Raw genomic sequence first — 18,816 nt, forward strand, 5'->3', positions numbered from 1 at the left:
TCAGTCCTCCCCGGCCAGGGCCCGCGCGCAGCCTTCGACGGCGCCCTCACGGGTGGCGTAGCGCGGCAGGTCCTGGCCGGTCCGTTCCCGCACGAGGTCGGGCGGGCCCAGCAGATCGTTCGGGTCGACGACCGCCGCGCGGCGCCCGTCGCCCGCGAGCCGGGCGAGCCCGGTGTGCAGCATCGCCAGGGCCACGGAGTCGACGGACGTGACGTCGTGCAGGTCGAGGACGACCGAGCCCCCGTCCGGCCCGGACTCGTCCAGGGCGTACAGCACCCGCTCCGCGGCCGTGAAGTCGATGGACCCCTGGGCGACGACGACGCCGACCTGTTCGTGGAGGACCCGTTCACGCCCGGCGGAGGGCGCCGACGGCAGGTCGTCCGCGGTGGTGACGAGGGTGACGGTGGAGCCGGGGAGCGCGGGGTTGAGCATGAGGTGGAGCCCGTAGCGGTCCGACATCGCCTCCAGTGCGGCGTGGCCGCGCACCGATCCGCCGGTGGCGTCCAGTGGCGGGCTGTAGGTCGCCACGCCGAAGCGGGCGGGTCCCACCGCGATGAGGCCGCCGGACACCCCGCTCTTGGCGGGAAGGCCGACGCGCAGCAGCCATTCGCCCGAGCCGTCGTACATGCCGCAGGTCGCCATGACGGCGAGGACCCGGGCGGCGACCTCGGCGGGGACGACCCGCTCACGGGTCACCGGGTTCACGCCGCCGTAGGCGAGGGTCGCGGCCATCGTGGCCAGGTCTACGGCGGTGACCCGGACCGCGCACTGACGGAAGTAGCGGTCGACCGCCAGGACCGGGTCGACGGGCATGGTGCCGGTGGAACGGATCAGGTAGGCCAGCGCCCGGTTGCGGTCCCCGGTCACCGACTCGGAGCTGAACACCTCTTCGTCGACGTCCAGTTCGCGCCCGGCGAAGCGGCCGAGGCAGTGCAGGATCCGGTCGAAGGCGGGGTCGTCCCCGGTGTCGGGGATCAGCGCGGTGGTGACGATCGCACCGGCGTTGACCATGGCGTTGGCGGGCCGGCCCGTACCGGGTTCGAGGCTGATGGCGTTGAACGCCTCGCCGCTCGGCTCGGCGCCGACCCAGCGGCTCACCTCGTCGAGGCCGAGCAGGGAGAGCGCGAGGGCGTAGACGAACGGTTTGGAGACCGACTGGAGGGTGAAGGGGACCTCGGCCTCGCCCGCGACATAGCGGTGTCCGTCCATGCTCACCAGCGAGAGACCGAAGGCGTCCGGGTCGGCGAGGGCCAGCTGCGGGATGTAGTCGGCCGGCTTCCCCTCCCGTACGCCGACGAACCGGTCGCGCAGGTTCTGGAGGGAGTCGGTCACCGCGTCGGCGGCGCTCATGGCCCGCGCCTCCTCAGCCGCGCTCGGCCTGGGCGACCCGGGGGAAGGTCTTCACCCCGGCGGAGACGGGGGCCAGGGCGCGTACGGCTCGGCGCGCGGGGAGTTTCGGCTTCACGGACGGTCCGTCCAATCCAGGAGAGGGGGTGCGGGAGGAGGGAAGCGCTGTGCGCGGGTCACACCGTCTCGTCGCCGAAGATGTCGCGGAGCTTCGCCTCGCGCTCGGCGTCGAGGTTGCTGTGGAGGAGCTCGGCGCCGTCGCCGGGCAGTTGTGCGCCGATCCGCTCGGGCACCTCGTTCATGGTCAGCAGGAACAGCGCCGAGGTTCCGGGCGTCACCTTCTCCTTGACCTCGGCGATGAAGTCGTCGTCGATGCCGACGTCCGCGAGCCTCCCGCCGGGCGCCCCGGCGGCCGCCCCGATGGCCGCACCCAGCAGCGGCATGAGGAAGATCAGGCCGAAGAGCATGCCCCAGAAGGTCCCGCTGAGGGCCCCGGCGCCGACGAGGTTCAGCAGCTGTTTCGTGCGCGGCTTGGCCCGGTCGGCAGGCCAGCTGACCACCGCCGCGTCGAGGATCTTGATCAGCCCTTCCTTCTGAAGGGATTTCAGCGCCTCCTCGACGCTCTCCGCGCCTTCGGCCGTCCCGAACTTCCACACCGTGAGCGTGGACATCGCGCAACCTCCCGTACTCCAAGGGCAACAACTCGCTCATATTAGGATCAAAAGGTATGAATTGACTCGTCGAAGCATCCGCTTCATACGGGAGCGGGTTCGAGCCCTGGGAGGGAACGATGGATACGGACGCCCTGACCGCCGACCTGTTGCGGGAGCTGCGGGCGACCCGGCCCTATCCGGCCCTGTCCCTGACCATGCCGACCCACCGCAAGGCCCCGGACAACGCCCAGGACCCGGTCCGCCTGCGGAACCTGGTGGCCGACGCCGCACACCGCCTCGACGCCGATCCTCAGGTCAGCCGCGAGGTCCGGGCCGCCCTCGTGCACCAGCTGGAGCGGGCGGCGGGCGAGGTGGACCCCCGTGCGGCGTTGGAATCCCTGGTGCTCCTCGCCACCACCGACGAGTACTGGATCTGGCAGTTGCCGCGCACCGCACCCGAACGGGTGGTGCTCAGCGACACCTACCTCACCCGCAACCTCGTCGCCGCCAAGGCCCAGACCCGGGCCTTCCGGGCGCTGACGGTCGCCGCCGACCACGCGACGCTGTGGATCGGCACGGACGAGGGCATCCGACAGGAGGAGGTGGGCGGCTTCCCGCTGACCGCGCCGAAGGAGCCGCCGAACCCGCAGCGCGAGGAGCGGATCGGGGACACCCCGAGCCTCTTCACCGACGAGGAGACGCGGAACTTCTTCCGCGAGGTCGACGAGAAGCTGCGCGCGGTGCTCGCCGATGACCCGCGCCCGCTGTATCTGGTGGGCCTCGCCCCCGCCCTCGCCCTGCTGGACGAGGTCGGCGAGAGCTCCGGGTCCGCCGTCGGCCGGGTCACCAGGGGCGCACCGGCCGACCTGTCGCCCGCCGAGGTCCTCAAGGAGCTGCGGCCCGCCCTCGACGAGGGCGCTCGCCGGGCGGCAGAGGAGGTGGAGATCCGGCTCGACAACGCCCGCAGCGCCCACTCCTTCGCCGGCGGGCTCGACGAGGTGTGGGCCGCCGTCCGTGAGGGCCGGGCGGGGCTGGTCGCGGTGGAGGAGCGCTTCCAGGCGGCCGTCCAGGTGACCGCCGGGCACCTGGAGCCGGTGCCCGAGGGAACCACGCAGAGCGCGGACGGCACGATCCGCGAGGACATCGTCGACGAACTGGTCGAAGCCGCGCTCGACAGCGGCGCCAATGTGGTCTTCGTCGAGGACGGTTCGCTGGCGGACCACGGCCGGATCGCGGCGGCGCTGCGCTACTGACCGGAGCCTCTGAACTGACCGAGGCCTCTGAGAGGGCCTGTGCCGTCAGCCCAGGCGGCGGAGCGGCTGACCGTCGAGGAAGGCCCTGATGTTCTCCACGGCCTGGCCGTAGTAGGTCTCGTAGTTGGCGCGCGACACATAGCCCAGGTGCGGGGTGGCCAGCAGCCGCGGAGCCGTGCGGACCGGGTGGCCGGCCGGGAGCGGCTCGGTGTCGAACACATCGGTCGCGGCCCCGGCGATGCCGCCGGCGTGCAGGGCGGCGAGCAGGGCGTCCGTGTCGACGACGGCCGCCCGGGAGGTGTTGATCAGATACGCGGTCGGGCGCATCAGGGCGAGCTCGGCCGCGCCGATCAGGCCCCGGGTCCGGTCACCGAGTGCCAGGTGGACGGAGACGAAGTCGCTGGAGGACAGCAGTTCCTCCTTGGAGGCCGCCAGCTCCGCCCCGACCTCGTCGGTACGTTCCTTCGTGAGATTCTGGCTCCACGCGAGGACCTCCATGCCGAAGGCCAGGCCCACGCGCGCCACTCGGCCGCCGATCTTCCCGAGTCCCAGCAGTCCGAGCCTCCGCCCGTGCAGATCGGCGCCGAGGGTGGACTGCCAGGGGCCGTCCGAGCGCAGCGACTCGACCTCGGGGACGATCCCGCGCGCCAGGCCGAGGAGCAGCGCCCAGGTCAGCTCGACGGGCGGGGTGGAGGAGCTGGCGGTGCCGCAGACGGTGACGCCGTGCCGCTTCGCGGCGTCGAAGTCGATGGCGGAGTTGCGCATGCCGGAGGCGACGAGCAGCCGCAGCCGGGGCAGCCGGGCGAACAGCTCCGCCGGGAAGGGCACCCTTTCGCGCAGGGTGACCACCACGTCGAAGTCGGCGAGAGCCGCAGCCGCTTCGTCCTCGGTGGCGAGGTGCTCGGTGAAGGTCACGACCTCGACGTCCGCGGTCACGGGCGACCAGTCGACGACGGTGGTGGCGACGGACTGGAAGTCCTCGATCACGGCACAGCGCAGCTTCATGGCGGCCTCTCCGGTGGGTCTCGGGTCGCCGCCCATGATCGCTCACCGCCCCGTCGGCGAGAACGCCGGCCGGTGGGAACGGATCCGGTGACCGACGCCGTCAGCCGCCCCACGTCCAGTCCACGACCTCCGGCAGATCCGTGCCGTGCTCGCGGATATAGGCGTGGTGGCGGGTGCGGACGTCCGCCATCTCCTGGCGTACGGCGACGGCCCGGACGCCGAGCCCCGGTACCCGGTCGATGACGTCCATGACCAGCCGGTAGCGGTCGAGGTCGTTGCGGACGACCATGTCGAACGGCGTGGTCGTGGTGCCTTCCTCCTTGTAACCGCGCACATGGAGGTGGGCGTGGCCGTTGCGGCGGTAGGCCAGCCGGTGGATCAGCCACGGGTAGCCGTGGTAAGCGAAGATCACCGGCCTGTCGCGGGTGAACAGGGCGTCGTACTCGGAGTCCGGCATGCCGTGGGGGTGTTCCGTGTCGGGCATCATGCGGGCGATGTCGACGACGTTGACCACGCGCACGGCCAGCTCCGGCAGATGGCGGCGGATCAGGCCGGCGGCGGCCAGCGTCTCCTGGGTGGGTACGTCCCCGGCGCAGGCGAGGACCACGTCCGGTTCTCGGCTCCCGTCCTCGGTCCCGGCCCACTCCCAGGCTCCGGCCCCGCGCGCGCAGTGGGCGCGGGCCTCGTCCGGGGTGAGCCAGTCGAAGGTCGGCTGCTTCCCGGCGACGATCACGTTGACGTGGTCCCGGCTGCGCAGCGCGTGGTCGGCGACGGAGAGCAGGGTGTTGGCGTCCGGTGGGAAGTAGACGCGCACGACCTCGGGGCTCTTGTTGAGGATGTGGTCGACGAAGCCGGGGTCCTGGTGCGAGAAGCCGTTGTGGTCCTGGCGCCAGACGTGCGAGGTGAGGAGGTAGTTGAGTGAGGCGATGGGCCGCCGCCAGGGCAGCCGGCGTGAGGTGCGCAGCCATTTGATGTGCTGGTTGACCATGGAGTCGACGATGTGGGCGAACGCCTCGTAACTGGAGAAGAGCCCGTGCCGCCCGGTGAGGAGATAGCCCTCCAGCCAGCCCTGGCAGAGGTGTTCGGAGAGCACCTCCATCACGCGGCCGTCGTGGGCGAGGTGTTCGTCGGTGGGCAGGGTGCCGGCCTGCCAGGCCTTGCCGGTGGCCCGGTAGAGGGCGTCCAGCCGGTTGGAGGCGGTCTCGTCGGGGCCGACGACGCGGAAGTCCCTGCGGTCCTCGGTGGCGGCCATCAGGCTCTCCAGGAAGCCGCCGAGCACCTTGGTCGGCTCGTGGAGGGCGGTGCCGGACCGGTCGACCCGTACGGCGTGGTCCGCCGGGTCGGGCAGCGGGAGGTCGCGCAGGAGCAGCCCGCCGTTGGCGTACGGGGTGGAGCCGAGCCGGGCCGCTCCCTCGGGCACACACGCGAGGACCTGTCCGGTGGGGCGGCCGTCGGCGTCGAAGAGTTCGGCCGGCCGGTAGGAGCGCAGCCAGGCTTCCAGCTGCCGCAGGTGTTCCGGGTTGTCACGGACGCCGGAGAGCGGGACCTGGTGGGAGCGCCAGGTGTTCTCGACGGGCAGTCCGTCGACCTCTTCGGGTCCGGTCCAGCCCTTGGGAGTGCGCAGCACGATCATGGGCCAGCGGGGGCGCTCGGTCGCGCCGTCCTCGCGGGCGGCCCGCTGGTACGCGCCGATGCGGTCCAGAGCGGTGTCCATGGCGGCGGCCAGTGCCCGGTGGACGGCGGCCGGGTCGTCACCACTGACGAACAGGGGGTCGTGGCCGTAGCCGCGCAGCAGTTGATCGAGCTCCTCCTCGGGGATGCGGGCCAGGACCGTCGGGTTGGCGATCTTGTAGCCGTTGAGGTGGAGGACGGGCAGGACGGCTCCGTCGTGGACCGGGTCGAGGAATTTGCCGGCATGCCAGGAGGCGGCGAGCGGGCCCGTCTCGGCCTCGCCGTCGCCGACCACGCAGGCCACCGTCAGGTCCGGGTGGTCGAAGGCGGCTCCGTAGGCGTGGGCGAGGGCGTAGCCGAGTTCGCCGCCCTCGTGGATGGAGCCGGGCGTCTCGGGGGCGACGTGGCTGGGTACGCCGCCGGGGAACGAGAACTGCTTGAAGAGCCGCCCCATGCCCTCGGCGTCCCGGCCGACGTCCGGGTAGGTCTCGGAGTAGCTGCCTTCCAGCCAGCAGTTGGCGAGGACGGCCGGCCCCCCGTGGCCGGGCCCCCACACGCACAGGGCGCTCAGGTTCCGGGACCTGATCACCCGGTTGAGGTGGGTGTGGACGAGGTTGAGCCCCGGTGAGGTGCCCCAGTGGCCGAGCAGCCGCGGCTTGATGTCCTCGGGGACGAGCGGCCGGGTCAGCAGCGGGTTGGCCATCAGGTAGATCTGGCCGACGGCGAGGTAGTTGGCCGCGCGCCAGTGCGCGTCGAGCGCGGCGAGTTCGTCGTCGGAGAGGGCGGAGGGCGCGGAGGGCGTACGGGGGTCGCTCACGGAACAGGTCTCCTCGTCGGGTGACGGCACACGGGCGGGGGTGTCAGGACGCCTCGGGTCCGTACCAGAGCGTGGTGGCGTTGCAGAACTCGCGGATGCCGTGTCCGGCCAGCTCACGGCCGTAACCGGAGCGCTTGACGCCACCGAAGGGCAGGGCCGGGTGCGAGGCGGTCATCCCGTTGAAGAAGACCCCGCCGGCCTCCAGGTCGCGGGCGCAGCGCTCCTGCTCGCCGGGGTCGCGGGTCCAGACGTTGGAGCTGAGGCCGAAGGGGGTGTCGTTGGCCAGGTGGATCGCCTCGTCGAGGTCGGCGACCCGGTAGAGGGTGGCGACCGGGCCGAAGGTCTCCTCGCGGTGGACGCGCATGGCGGTGGTGATGGAGGCGAGCACGGTGGGCTCGTAGAACCAGCCGTTCTCCAGGCCGCCGCCGAGCTTGTCGGGACGCCGTCCGCCGCACAGCGCCTCGGCTCCCCGCTCGACGGCGTCGTCAACGAGTTCCTCCAGGTCGGTGCGGCCCTGTTCGGTGGAGAGCGGTCCGATGTCCGTGCCCTCCTCCAGCGGGTCGCCGACGGTCAGGGCGCGCATGCCCGCGGTGAACCGCTCGGCGAACGCGTCGTAGACGTCGGCGTGCACGATGAAGCGCTTGGCGGCGATGCAGGACTGGCCGTTGTTCTGGACGCGGGCGGTGACGGCGGTGGCGGCGGCCTTCTCCACATCCGCCGAGGGCAGGACCAGGTAGGGGTCGCTGCCGCCGAGTTCCAGCACGGTCTTCTTCACCTCGTCGCCCGCGGTGGAGGCGACGGCGCGCCCCGCCGGTTCGCTGCCGGTGAGGGTGGCGGCGGCGACGCGCGGGTCGCGCAGGACCGCCTCGACGGCGCCCGAGCCGATCAGGAGCGTACGGAAGCAGCCGGCGGGGAAGCCCGCGCGGTGGAAGAGGTCCTCCAGGTAGAGGGCGGTCTGGGGCACGTTCGACGCGTGCTTGAGAAGTCCGACGTTGCCCGCCATCAGCGCGGGGGCGGCGAAGCGCACCACCTGCCAGAGCGGGAAGTTCCACGGCATCACGGCGAGGACCACGCCCAGGGGGCGGTAGCGGACCAGCGCGCCGGAGGCGCCGGAGTCCTTCACGTCGTCGGGGTCCGGGTGTTCGTCGGCGAGCAGCCCCTCGGCACGGTCGGCGTACCAGCGCATCGCCTTCGCGCACTTGGCCGCCTCCGCGCGGGCCGCCGTGACGGGCTTGCCCATCTCGACGGTCATCGTGCGGGCGATGGTGTCACGGTCCTCGTCGAGGAGGTCGGCGGCCCGGTTCAGCCAGCCGGCCCGCTGCTCGAAGGGGGTGGTGCGGTACTGGCGGAAGGTCTCCGCGGCGGCGGCGATCCTGCGTTCGGTCTCCTCCTCGCCGAGGGCGTCGAATGACCTGATCAGTTCGCCGTTCGCGGGGTTGACCGTCGCGATGGGCATGGCAGTGGCCTCCTTTGCATCGGTACTCCGACCGTGCCGCGCCGCACCGGTCCGCGCAACGCGGCCCTCCCCTCCCCCGCACGTACCCGGCCGACGCGGATCATGCGTGCCGGTGCAGCGCGTTCCGCGTCGGCCGGGTGAGGGGGGCCGCTCCTCCGGGCGGTTACACGAGCGCCGCCAGGGGAACGTGGCGGGCGGTGCGGACGCCGGGCAGCGGGGAGTGCGGGAGCAGACCCGCGGGCTGCGGCGCCTCGGCGTAGCGGGTGAACCAGACCACTTTGCCGTCCGTGGTCCGGCAGGTGCCCCAGCTGTCGCTCAGGGCCATGACCCGGCTCAGCCCGCCGCCGCCGGCCGGCAGCAGCCGGGGCATCCGGGCACTGTCGTCCGCGACGGACACGGTCACGTGCCGCCCGGTCCAGCGGAGTTCGAGGACGCAGGTGGTGCCGTCGCCGACATGCCGGTGGACGTTGGTCAGGAGCTCGTCCAGGGCCCGGCACACCGGCCGGACGTGCAGGTCGAGACTCCAGTGACGAAGGTGTGCGGCGACGATCCGCCGCACCTGGGAAACGCGCTCTGCCGACACCTGCGTTTCGACCGAGTAGTGCCGGTCGAGTGGAACGGTCATCGTCGAGGCTCCTCACCACGAGGCCCACGTCCTTCACCCCGTCGTACGAACGCCCCCCGAACACGAAGCGTGAGCACAGATCACTTCTGGGTCACTCATCAGGGTGCGTCGTGTAGGCCGGACGCGCAACAGGTGAGCCGTCCGTGCTGGTGGGGGGTGTCGGTGGCAGGACGGTCACAGCAGATAGGGCAGCAGGGTGTCCGGGGTGAGGGGCAGTTCGCGCAGCCGGGCGCCGGTGGCGTGGCGGACCGCGTTCCCGATGGCGGCGGCGGTGCCGACGATCCCGATCTCGCCGATGCCCTTGGAGCCCATCGGGTTGAGGTGGCGGTCGTCCTCCTCGATCCAGTGCGCCTGGATGTCGGCCGTGTCGGCGCAGACGGGCACGTGGTAGGCGGCGAGGTCCTTGGCGGTGAAGTCGCCGAAGTCCGGGTCGATGCCGCAGCCCTCGGTGAGGGCCATGCCGATGCCCATCACCATGGCGCCGGTGAACTGGGAGCGAGCGGTGCGCGCGTTGAGGATCCGCCCGGCGGCGAACACGCCGAGGAGGCGCCGTACCCGGACCTCGCCGGTCACGCCGTCGACGGCCGTCTCGGCGAAGTGCGCGCCGAAGGCGTGCCGGGCGTACGGGGACTCCTCGCCGGTCTCCTGTTCGGTGTCGGCGGTGATGGTGATCCCCTCGGCGGGCAGCGGGCCCGGGTGCTCCGCCAGGCGGGCGGCGAGGCCGGTCGCCGCCTTGTGCACGGCCCAGCCCCAGGAGGCGGTGCCGGAGGAGCCGCCGGCCAGCGGGGCGGCGGGCAGGCCGGTGGAGCCGATGTCGACGCGTACGGCCTCCGGGGCGACGCCGAGCACGTCGGCGGCGATCTGGGCCAGGACGGTGCGGGCCCCGGTGCCGATGTCGGTGGCGTTGACGCCGACGCGCAGGGCGCCGTCCCGCGCCGCGTGGGCGGTCGCGGTGGACCGGGAGACGAGGACGGGGTACGTCGCCGAGGCCACGCCCGTACCGATGAGCCAGCGGCCTTCCTGACGGGCGGCGGGCCGGGGGTCGCGGTCGTGCCAGCCGAACCGGGCCGCGCCGTCGCGCAGACAGGCGGCGAGACCGCGGCTGCTGAAGGGGCGGCCGCTGTCCGGTTCGGTCTCCGGCTCGTTGCGCAGCCGCAGCTCCACGGGGTCCAGGCCGAGCGCGCAGGCCAGCTCGTCCATGGCGGACTCCAGGGCGTACATCCCCGAGGCCTCCCCCGGGGCGCGCATCCAGGAGGGGCTGGGAACGTCGAGGGCGGTCACCCGGTGGGCGGTCCGGCTGTGCGGCGAGGCGTACATGACGCGGGCGGGCACGGCGGCCTGTTCGACGAACTCCTTGACGGTGGAGGTCTGGGTGACGACCTCGTGGCTGACGGCGGTGAGCACCCCGTCCAGCTCCGCGCCGAGCCGGACCCGCTGGATCGTGGGGGCCCGGTGGCCGACGACCTCCGCGAGCTGGGCCCGGGGGAAGGCGAGTTTGACCGGGCGGCCGGTGTGCAGGGCGGCCATCGCGGCCAGGACCCCCTGCGGGCGAGTGGTGCCCTTCGAGCCGAAGCCGCCGCCGACGTGCTCGGAGACCACGGTGATCCGGTCCGGATCCAGGCCGAACGCCTGGGCCAGGCTCTCGCGGACCTTGGTGGAGCCCTGGCTGGAGTCGTGGACGGTGAGGTGTCCGTCGGCCCACACGGCGGTGGCGGCGTGCGGCTCCATGGGGTGGTTGTGCAGCGCGACCATCCGGTAGGTGGCGTCGACCTGGACGGGCGAGGCGGCCAGGGCCCGTTCCACGTCACCGCGCAACCGGACGGCGGGTTCACCGCCGTTGGCCTCGTCGGGCGTGTAGAGGCCGGAGTGGTCCTCGGTGAGGACGACGTCGTGCGGATCGCGTTCGTACTCGACGAGGAGTTCCCCGGCACCTGTCCGGGCGGCCTCCGGGGACTCCGCGATCACGAGGGCGATCGGCCAGCCGTGGTGCGGGACCCGGTCGTTCTGGAGCACGGCGAGGATCGGGTCGTCGGGCTCCTGGAGCTCGGGCGCGTTGTCGTGGGTGAGAACGGAGTGGACGCCGGGTACGGCGAGGGCGTCGACGGCCCGTACGGCGGTGACGCGCCCGGCCGCGACGGTGGCCGGGACGGTCCAGGCGTACAGGCAGTCGGCGGGCGTGCGGTCCAGCGCGTAGCGGGCGGTACCGGTGACCTTGTCCCGGGCCTCTCTGCGGACGACGGGCGCACCGGGGAACTGCGGGGCTTGCGTGGTCATGGCGGTGGGTCCTCGGGGGTCGGTGGTGCGGGCGGGCGGTGGGCGCGCGGGCGGAGGCCCCGGGGGGTTCAGCCGGTCCTCGCGGGCTGCCGGGCGGCGAGTTCGCCGAGCACGTCGAGGGCGATCCGGCGGGCCAGGTCCACCTTGAACGCGTTGTCGCGCAGGGGCCGCGCCTCGGCCAGTTCGGCGATCAGGGCGTGCTGGAACGCGGCGGGCGTGGCCGGAGCGCCGCGCAGCTCTGCCTCGGCCCGGTGGGCCCGCCACGGCCGGTGGGCGACGCCGCCGAACGCGAGCGTGGCGTGTTCCACCCGGCCGGCGTCCACCCGGAGCGTGGCGGCGACGGAGACGAGTGCGAAGGCGAAGCTGGCGCGGTCGCGGGCCTTGCGGTAGCGGGAGGCCGCCCCGGGCGCCGGCGGCGGGAGCACGACCTCGGTGATCAGCTCGCCGGGCCTGATCACGGTGTCCTGGTCGGGGTTGTCCCCCGGCAGGCGGTGGAACTCGGTGAGGGGGACGGTCCGTTCGCCCTCGGGCCCCAGGAGCACCACGGTCGCGTCGAGCGCGGCGAGGGCCACGGCCATGTCAGACGGGTTGGTGGCCACGCACTCCGGGGAGTGCCCGAGGATCGCGAGGTCGCGGTGGGTGCCCTCGCGTGCGGGGCAGCCGGAGCCGGGGAGCCGTTTGTTGCAGGGCTTGGCGACGTCCTGGAAGTAGCGGCAGCGGGTGCGCTGGAGCAGGTTGCCGCCGGTGGTGGCGGAGTTGCGGAGCTGGCCGGAGGCCCCGGCCAGCAGCGCCTGGGACAGCACGGGGTAGCTCCCCGTCACGTCGGGGTGGGCGGCGAGGTCGCTGTTGCGCACGGTGGCGCCGATGCTCAGGCCGCCGTCGGCCGTCCGGGTCACCCGGTCCAGTGGGAGGCCGGCGACGTCGATGAGGACCCGGGGCGTCTCCACACCGAGCTTCATCAGGTCCACCAGATTGGTGCCGCCGCCGAGGAAGCGGGCGCCGGCGCCTTCCGCGCAGAGCCGGACGGCCTCGTCGGTGGAGGCGGGGCGCACATAGCCGAACGGTTTCACTCGATCACGTCCTCGATGGCTTCGACGATCCGGGGGTAGGCCCCGCACCGGCACAGGTTGCCGCTCATCCGTTCCCGGATCTCGTCGGCGTCGAGTGCGACGGGTCCGGCCGGTCCGGTGGCGGTGTCCGGTTCGGTGACGTGCGAGGGGTGGCCGTCCGCGGCCTCGCGGAGCATGCCCACGGCCGAGCAGATCTGGCCCGGGGTGCAGAAACCGCACTGGAGGGCGTCCCGCTCGACGAACGCCCGCTGCACCGGGTGCAGGCTCTCGCCGTCGGCGAGCCCTTCCACGGTGGTGATCGTGGCGCCGTCCTGGGCGACGGCGAGCAGCAGGCAGCTGTTGACCCGCCGCCCGTCGACGAGGACCGTGCAGGCCCCGCACTGGCCGTGGTCGCAGCCCTTCTTGGCCCCGGTGAGCCCGAAGCTCTCCCGCAGCGTCTCCAGGACCGTGGTGCGGTGGTCGACGGTCAGTGTCGTCGGGTCACCGTTGACGTGGAGAGTCACGGTGGAGTGTTCGTCGACGACCGGTTCCGGTTCGAGGTCGGCCCCCAGAGCGAGGGAATCCATGCGCGCGCCTTTCGCTTCGCCGCGGGGCTCGGTCACCCCGGTCGGGTTCTCGTACCGGCCGTCAGCGGCTCTCCAGCCGCAGCCTGACCTCCTGCTCCTGGTCGCCGGCTGCCGTGCCGACGACGCTCACGGCGAAGGCGCCGGTGAGGTGGGTACGCAGCCGGTCGACGGCCCAGTAGCCGCCCTGGGCGTCCACCATGACCGGTTCGGTGAGGCGGGCGGGGGTGGCGGCGGCCCTCGGTTCGGACACGTCCACGGTGGTGACCCAGACGGTCGGGCGGGGGCCCGAGGCCGACGTGGGGGTCTCGCCCATCGGGTGGTCGGACGCGAAGGCGGTGGCGAGCACGTCGAACACGGTCCGCGCGTCCTGCGTGTCGCAGCGGCTGAGCGAGACCACCACCTCCCGGTCCGCCGGGTGATCCTGGCCGCTCTGCTCGGGGGTGCTGTTCACCGTGATTCCTTCCGCTGGGGTGCCGGCCGTCGGGACCACTCCAGGCTGACCCCGCATCCGGCCGACGGCGACACGGGAAGCGTCCGGAAGAGGGCTTGGGCTCCCGGAGAGCGGGCAGGAGGGCGGTCCTGGCCCACGGTCTTGAAACGCGTTTCCCCTGAGATACCCATAAAACATGAATTGCTGTGAATAGCTGACTGATGCCCTTCTCCCGGGGTATGCGCACTACATGGATGTTCTGAATGCAGTAAACGCGGTCGAGACGTCGGCCGAGGTCCCGCTCGCGGCGAGCACGGGGGCCCTCGGGCTCGTGCTGCCCATCGTGGGTCTGGCCGTCGTCGCCCTGCTGATCGGCGGCTTCATCCTCACCAAGCGCAAGCACGACGCCGAGCCGCCGCCGCCCCAGCCCCACGAGCAGCCGGAGAAGCCGGATCAGCGCACCCACATCGAGCAGCACGACCCGCACTCCTCCGACCGGTTCCCCGCGGACGGCCACGCCCTGTCCCCGTACGAGCTGAAGGACCACGGCAACGGTCCGCTGCCGCCCGACGAGGAGCAGCCGCGCGGCTGACGGCCCGTCCCGCGGAGGCACCCGGCCGCCCCCTGCGCACAGGAGGGGGTGGTGGCGGGCTCGGCGGCCGACCGGCGTACGCGCGTCACGGTCCTGGTGGCACTCGCGGCCAACCTGGTGATCGCCGCGGGCAAGACCGCGGGCGGTCTGGCCGCCGGCTCCCCGGCCCTGTTGTCGGAGGCCGCCCATTCGGTCGCCGACAGCCTCAACTAGGTCTTCCTCCTCGCCGCGCTCCGGCGCAGCCGCCGCCCCGCCGATGCCCGTCATCCGTTCGGATACGGCAAGGAGCGCTTCTTCTGGGCGCTGCTGGCCGCGGTCGGCATCTTCGTGATGGGCGGTTGTTTCTCGTTCTACCAGGGGCTTTCCGCGCTCCGCCGGGACGGTCACGAGTCCCCCGAGGGATACACGGCGGGTCTCGTCGTCCTCGGCGTCGCCCTGGTCGCCGAGGCCATGTCCCGTATCGACCTCGCCCCCGGCATCGACAGCGAGCGGGTGGAGGAGGTCTCGATGCGCGTCAGGGAGGCGGTGGCCGACCGGTGGCCGCAGGCCGACCAGGTCTTCCTCGACATCACGCATGCCCCGCCGCGCGCAGCGCGGTGACCGGGGCCCGCGTTGCGGGACCGGGCGGGCCGGTCGAGGCTGGTTGCTGGACCGCAGCGGCGGGGCAGGACGCCGCTCCCCGACGAAGGCAGTGGACCATGACCGGAAGCGATCCCCGTACGGCCTCGGCAGCACCGCTCACGGGGCCGGCCGCACCGTGCTGGGTCACTCTCATGACCCGGAACCTGGAGACCGCCGAGCGGTTCTACGCGCAGGTCCTGGGCTGGTCGTTCCGCCCCGGGCGGCTCGGGGCCGACTACTCCGTGGCCTACCGCGGCGAGGTGCCGGTGGCCGGCGTCTTCGCCGTCTCCTCGGCGTACCAGGTCGCGGTGGCCTGGACGCCGTACTTCGCGGTGGAGGACGCGGACGTGGCCGCCGCCCGGGTCCGCGAGCGCAGCGGGACCGTGGCGGTGGGACCCCTGACGCTCGGCAAGGGGCGCGGGGTGCTGGCGTCGGACCGGGACGGAGCGTCCTTCGGCCTCTGGGAGCGCACCGAGGACTCCGCCTCGCCGCCGGCCCCGGCCGACCACGCCCACGCCTGGCTGCGGCTGCGGACCCGTGACGCCTTCGACGCGGCGATCTTCTACGGCGAGGTGCTCGACTGGGCGAGCGGGCGGCCCGGGTGCTGCGATGTCGCCTACGAGGGCGACGAGGTCATCGTGCGGTGCGAGGGACATCCGCTGGCCCGGATCAGCTCCGGTGCCGTGGAGGCGGACGTCGACCCGATGGTGCGCCCGCACTGGCAGGTCCAGTTCCCGGCGGCGGACCTCGCGGCGACGGTCTCCGCGGCCGAGCGGCACGGCGGCGCCCTCGTCGAGGAGCGCACCGGCTTCGGCGGCACCGAGGTCACCCTGCGGGATCCGGACGGCGCGCTGTTCGCGGTGACCGATGTGCGCAGCCCGGCCTGACCCGCCTCAGGTGGCGTCGCTCCCCCGGCCGGACGGCTCGTCCCCGCCCCCGCCCTTCTCCTCGTCCTCGTCCTCGTCCTCCGGATCCCGTCGGCCGGAGCGCCCCCGGGCCAGGGCCCATACCGGGAAGACGAACCAGCAGGCGACGAACCAGAGGGCCATGGCTCCCACGAGCCACAGGGCCAGCTGGTTGTGCAGGGCGACGCGCAGGATCAGCAGGAGCACCGAGCACATCGTGCAGAACAGCAGCACCAGGCCGAGCACGGTCATCCGGGAGGCCCAGATGACCGTCTCGGGCTTCATCCGGCGGCCGGTGAGGAGCCGGTGGTACGACACGGGGCCGATGAGCGCCGCCGCGGTCGCCGAGCCGAGCATCACCGTGACGACGTAGATGTTCCGGTCGGTGTCGCCCAGGTCCGCGAACCGCGACTGGAAGACCACCGCGAGCAGGAAACCGAAGAGGATCTGCACCCCGGTCTGGGCGACACGCAGCTCCTGGAGCAGTTCGGACCACTGCCGGTCCGCCCGCTCCTCCTGGGTCTCCTGACGGCCTCTGCTGGATGTCACGTGGCCTCCCTTTCTCCTTGAGGGCCCCGGCGGGGACGGCGGCGTGCCGATGGCCGGATCTCACAGGTTCCCCGCGCACACGGGCGCAACCCCGTGGACCGGTGTGCGCGGGCCGCCTATGATCACGGCAGGGCATCGCGCGTCGGTCACCGGCCGGGTGAGGCGTGGAGGTAGCCCGTGAGATGCCCGTTGGAGGCATTCCACCGTGTCAGTCGAGTTGAACCACACCATCGTCCATTGCCGGGACAACCGCGAGTCCGCCGAATTCCTGGCGGATCTGCTGGGCCTGACGGTCGGAGAGGAGTGGGGTCCGTTCGTTCCGGTCGTCCTCGCGAACAGCGTCACGCTGGATTTCGCGACGGTTCCCGCCGCTTCGATCACCCCGCAGCACTACGCCTTCCTCCTCTCGGAGGCGGAGTTCGACAGCGCGTTCGCGAAGATCCAGGCTCTGGGGATCGATTTCTTCGCCGATCCCCATCAGAAGAATCCCGGCGAGATCAACCACAACGACGGCGGACGGGGCGTGTACTTCCCCGATCCGAGCGGTCATGGTATGGAGTTGATCACCCGCCCGTACGGCGGCTGATCGGCGTCCGCAGCGCCCCGTTCCGGAGCCCGGCCCGCGCACTGCGGCCGGGCTTCGGTCGTTCCCGGCGGGGGGCGTTTCAGCCGATGCGGAGCAGGAGTTCGGGGCGGTCCCACATGACCGCCGGCGGGTCGGCCCGCACCGTGCCGACAAGCTCGGCGCCGATGCTCCGGTAGAAGCCCTCGGCGGGCGGGTGGGAGACGATCCGGACGCCCGTGAGCCCGGCGCTCCGGGCCTCCTCGCGCAGATGGGCGGCGAGCTGTCGGCCGACGCCGAGCCCCTGGGCGGAGTCGGCGACGAACATCAGGTCGAGTTCCGGCGGGTCGAGGAGCAGCGCGTAGAAGCCGAGGATTCGGCCCGTACCGCCGTCCGCGGCGACGAAGACCCGGTGCGCCTCGATGTAGTCCGGCCCGACCCGGTAGCCCTCGACCATCGGGGCGTAGGGGCCCTCGTAGGCGCCCGAGGTGCGGACGAGCCGGGTCAGCTGGCCGGCGTCGCCCGCCGAGGCCCGGCGGACCGTCACGTCGGCACGCCGCGGTGCGCGCCCGCGCCGCCGCCCCGCCCTGCCCGATTCCATACGGCGAGTATGCGGCACCGTGGCGGCGGCTTCAGGCCGGGTCGCGTTCCTCGCGCCAGCGGCGGACGGTCCCGTCCACGTCGAAGGGGACCAGCCGCAGCGGCGGGCCTTCGGGAGGCATGCGGATCGCCCGCTCGATCTTCTCGTTCACCTCGGTCAGGATGCGCCGCACCTCGGCCTCGGTGCGGGCCGCGGCCACCGCGCGGGGTACGTCCTCCGCCTCTTTGCGCAGGGCCAGCGCGGGCGGCAGCATCGACACGCCCTCCCGCTGCATCTTCTGCTTGATCCACCAGGCCTCGTCGTACGGGCGTTCCAGGCCGGCGATCGGCTTTCCGAAGCCCGGGAGCGCGGAGAAGTCGCCGCGTTGCTCCGCCTCGTGGATCTGCCGGTCGACCCAGGACTCGAAGTCGACTCCCGGTGGTTTGCGCTCCGTCATCGCGTGTCCTTCCGACCTGCCGCCGATCCGACGCTTTCACCCTACACAGGGCGTTGGCCGGAGCCCTCCCGGCGGAGGCCGCTGCCTCGAACGGGGATCCGGGGGTACACGAACCCCTGTACATCGCCCGGCGGTTGCCGCCGGGCTCGGACCGAAAGGGGTTGACCACTGTGCGACAGCAGAGCTACGTACCGGCCGATGAACGTCGGGGGCGGTAGCCATGACGACAGCGATCATCATCATCGCCGTGGTCGCCGTGGCGGCCATCGCCGCGTTTCTCCTTCTCCGTGCACGTCCGGTCGGCGGCAGGGGGCTGCGTGGCCGCTTCGGGCCGGAGTACGACCGTGTGGTCGCCCGGCACGGCGGGGACACCGCGGCGGCCGAGCAGGAGCTCGGCGACCGGGTGAGGCGGCACGGGCACCTCGACGAGCGCCCGCTGACCAACGAGGCGCGCGCACGGTACGCCGCCCGCTGGGCGAGCGCCCAGGAGCTGTTCGTGGAATCGCCGGAGCGGTCGCTCACCGAAGCCGACGCGCTGCTGGCCGATCTGTCGCGTGAGCGCGGCTTCCCGGACGGCGAGGACTTCGAGGACCGTACGGACGCACTCTCCGTCCACCACGCCGCGCACGTCGACGGCTACCGCCGGGTGCACGCCGCTCGTCGCGGGAACGTGAACACCGAGGAGATGCGTGAAGCCCTGATCGAGGCCCGCGGGCTCTTCGACGGCCTGCTCGCGGACGGTCCGTCGGGGCGTGAACACGGCAGCAGGCATCTGGTGAAGGGACGCGGTGCATCATGACGCGGACACCGAACGGAGAGACGGGTCTGCCCGAGGGCGCGGGCCCCATCGACATGGGCAGGCCCGTGACGGCTCCGAGGACGGTCACGGGCGAGGAGCCGGCCGGCCGTATCGGGGCGGACCCCCGTACCGCCGCCCCCGGGCCCACGGTCTCCGAAACCCCGGGTCACTCGGTCTCCGGAACCCCGGGTCACACGGTCCCCCAAGCCGGACCGGAGGCCGCCCTGGGGCGTGCCGAGGGCGGCCTCCACCCGGGCGGGCCGTTGTTCGCCCCCGAGGAGCGGGAGGCTTTCGCCGCCCGGATCCAGCAGGCGGTGACCGGCTTCGTGGAGGACCCGCACCGGGCGGTGCGGGAGGCCGACGCCGCCTTCATCGAGGTCGTCGCGAGCCTCGGGGCCGCTCTGGAGGAGCGCGGGCGGCGCCTGCGCGCGGGGAAGGACGGGAGCGACCCTGCCACCGGGGCGGAGACGGAGGATCTGCGGATCGCCCTTCAGCACTACCGCGACCTGACGGAACGCCTCGTACGCCTTTAGCCGGGGCCGCTCCAGCACGCGGAAAGGTGGCCGGTCCGGCCGGACCGGCCA

Annotated in this window: 19 protein-coding genes and 1 pseudogene; 7 read left to right on the top strand and 13 right to left on the bottom strand. The window is 72.7% G+C overall.

Annotated elements, in window-relative coordinates; translation table 11 throughout:
• Positions 1 to 1,350 carry a glutaminase A gene (glsA, locus tag D581_RS0106915; RefSeq protein ID WP_018956500.1) on the bottom strand — a complete coding sequence of 450 codons (1,350 nt, stop codon included), beginning with the start codon at positions 1,348 to 1,350 and terminating at the stop codon, positions 1 to 3.
• Positions 1,351 to 1,523: 173 nt separating this feature from the next.
• A complete protein-coding gene (locus D581_RS0106925; protein WP_018956502.1) occupies positions 1,524 to 2,018 on the bottom strand; it encodes a DUF1269 domain-containing protein in 495 nt (164 codons plus the stop codon).
• 119 nt (positions 2,019 to 2,137) lie between these two features.
• On the opposite strand from D581_RS0106925, the gene D581_RS0106930 reads away from it, so the two are divergent.
• The gene (locus D581_RS0106930; protein WP_018956503.1) at positions 2,138 to 3,253 is read left to right on the top strand and encodes a baeRF3 domain-containing protein; all 1,116 of its coding nucleotides are present in this window, start codon (positions 2,138 to 2,140) and stop codon (positions 3,251 to 3,253) included.
• 45 nt (positions 3,254 to 3,298) lie between these two features.
• Here the strand turns inward: D581_RS0106930 and D581_RS0106935 are convergent, their stop codons facing one another.
• From D581_RS0106935 to D581_RS0106970, 8 genes are all read right to left on the bottom strand, one after another.
• The gene (locus D581_RS0106935) at positions 3,299 to 4,258 is read right to left on the bottom strand and encodes a D-2-hydroxyacid dehydrogenase family protein (RefSeq protein WP_018956504.1); all 960 of its coding nucleotides are present in this window, start codon (positions 4,256 to 4,258) and stop codon (positions 3,299 to 3,301) included.
• Between the two features lie 100 nt (positions 4,259 to 4,358).
• Complete coding sequence (locus D581_RS0106940) at positions 4,359 to 6,746, bottom strand: phosphoketolase family protein (RefSeq protein ID WP_018956505.1); 2,388 nt, start codon at positions 6,744 to 6,746, stop codon at positions 4,359 to 4,361.
• Positions 6,747 to 6,789: 43 nt separating this feature from the next.
• Positions 6,790 to 8,202 carry an NADP-dependent succinic semialdehyde dehydrogenase gene (locus D581_RS0106945; protein WP_018956506.1) on the bottom strand — a complete coding sequence of 471 codons (1,413 nt, stop codon included), beginning with the start codon at positions 8,200 to 8,202 and terminating at the stop codon, positions 6,790 to 6,792.
• Between the two features lie 163 nt (positions 8,203 to 8,365).
• The gene (locus tag D581_RS0106950; protein ID WP_018956507.1) at positions 8,366 to 8,827 is read right to left on the bottom strand and encodes an ATP-binding protein; all 462 of its coding nucleotides are present in this window, start codon (positions 8,825 to 8,827) and stop codon (positions 8,366 to 8,368) included.
• A 174-nt stretch (positions 8,828 to 9,001) separates the two neighbouring features.
• Complete coding sequence (locus tag D581_RS0106955) at positions 9,002 to 11,101, bottom strand: xanthine dehydrogenase family protein molybdopterin-binding subunit (protein WP_018956508.1); 2,100 nt, start codon at positions 11,099 to 11,101, stop codon at positions 9,002 to 9,004.
• 68 nt (positions 11,102 to 11,169) lie between these two features.
• Positions 11,170 to 12,171: an FAD binding domain-containing protein gene (locus D581_RS0106960; RefSeq protein WP_018956509.1), complete on the bottom strand. Its 1,002-nt coding sequence runs from the start codon at positions 12,169 to 12,171 to the stop codon at positions 11,170 to 11,172.
• Entirely contained in the window at positions 12,168 to 12,737 is a 570-nt protein-coding gene (locus D581_RS0106965) for a 2Fe-2S iron-sulfur cluster-binding protein (protein WP_018956510.1), read from the bottom strand. The genes D581_RS0106960 and D581_RS0106965 overlap by 4 nt, the downstream gene beginning before the upstream one ends.
• A 61-nt stretch (positions 12,738 to 12,798) precedes the next feature.
• A complete protein-coding gene (locus tag D581_RS0106970) occupies positions 12,799 to 13,188 on the bottom strand; it encodes a hypothetical protein (protein WP_018956511.1) in 390 nt (129 codons plus the stop codon).
• A 229-nt stretch (positions 13,189 to 13,417) separates the two neighbouring features.
• Between D581_RS0106970 and D581_RS0106975 the strand changes: the two genes are divergently transcribed.
• The 3 genes and pseudogenes from D581_RS0106975 to D581_RS0106990 all read left to right on the top strand — a co-directional run bounded on the left by D581_RS0106975 (position 13,418) and on the right by D581_RS0106990 (position 15,267).
• Complete coding sequence (locus D581_RS0106975; RefSeq protein WP_018956512.1) at positions 13,418 to 13,759, top strand: DUF6479 family protein; 342 nt, start codon at positions 13,418 to 13,420, stop codon at positions 13,757 to 13,759.
• 48 nt (positions 13,760 to 13,807) lie between these two features.
• Positions 13,808 to 14,359, top strand: a pseudogene (locus D581_RS1000000138525) (cation diffusion facilitator family transporter).
• 98 nt (positions 14,360 to 14,457) lie between these two features.
• Entirely contained in the window at positions 14,458 to 15,267 is an 810-nt protein-coding gene (locus tag D581_RS0106990; RefSeq protein WP_018956515.1) for a VOC family protein, read from the top strand.
• A 6-nt stretch (positions 15,268 to 15,273) separates the two neighbouring features.
• Here D581_RS0106990 and D581_RS0106995 read toward each other — a convergent pair whose 3' ends face one another.
• Entirely contained in the window at positions 15,274 to 15,834 is a 561-nt protein-coding gene (locus tag D581_RS0106995) for a DUF6328 family protein (protein WP_018956516.1), read from the bottom strand.
• Positions 15,835 to 16,039: 205 nt separating this feature from the next.
• Here D581_RS0106995 and D581_RS0107000 point away from each other — a divergent pair, with 205 nt between their 5' ends.
• Positions 16,040 to 16,420: a VOC family protein gene (locus D581_RS0107000; RefSeq protein WP_026290282.1), complete on the top strand. Its 381-nt coding sequence runs from the start codon at positions 16,040 to 16,042 to the stop codon at positions 16,418 to 16,420.
• A gap of 79 nt (positions 16,421 to 16,499) precedes the next feature.
• On the opposite strand, the gene D581_RS0107005 is transcribed toward D581_RS0107000, so the two are convergent.
• Both D581_RS0107005 and D581_RS0107010 read right to left on the bottom strand, forming a co-directional pair.
• Positions 16,500 to 16,997 (bottom strand): GNAT family N-acetyltransferase, encoded by a 498-nt coding sequence (locus D581_RS0107005; protein ID WP_018956518.1) that lies wholly within the window; start codon positions 16,995 to 16,997, stop codon positions 16,500 to 16,502.
• A gap of 31 nt (positions 16,998 to 17,028) precedes the next feature.
• The gene (locus D581_RS0107010) at positions 17,029 to 17,433 is read right to left on the bottom strand and encodes a DnaJ family domain-containing protein (RefSeq protein ID WP_018956519.1); all 405 of its coding nucleotides are present in this window, start codon (positions 17,431 to 17,433) and stop codon (positions 17,029 to 17,031) included.
• A 220-nt stretch (positions 17,434 to 17,653) separates the two neighbouring features.
• On the opposite strand from D581_RS0107010, the gene D581_RS0107015 reads away from it, so the two are divergent.
• Positions 17,654 to 18,232 (top strand): hypothetical protein, encoded by a 579-nt coding sequence (locus D581_RS0107015; protein WP_018956520.1) that lies wholly within the window; start codon positions 17,654 to 17,656, stop codon positions 18,230 to 18,232.
• Positions 18,229 to 18,765 carry a hypothetical protein gene (locus tag D581_RS0107020; RefSeq protein WP_018956521.1) on the top strand — a complete coding sequence of 179 codons (537 nt, stop codon included), beginning with the start codon at positions 18,229 to 18,231 and terminating at the stop codon, positions 18,763 to 18,765. Before D581_RS0107015 ends, D581_RS0107020 begins: the two co-directional genes overlap by 4 nt.
• Positions 18,766 to 18,816 lie beyond the last annotated feature (51 nt).

The organism is Streptomyces sp. CNB091, from assembly GCF_000377965.1.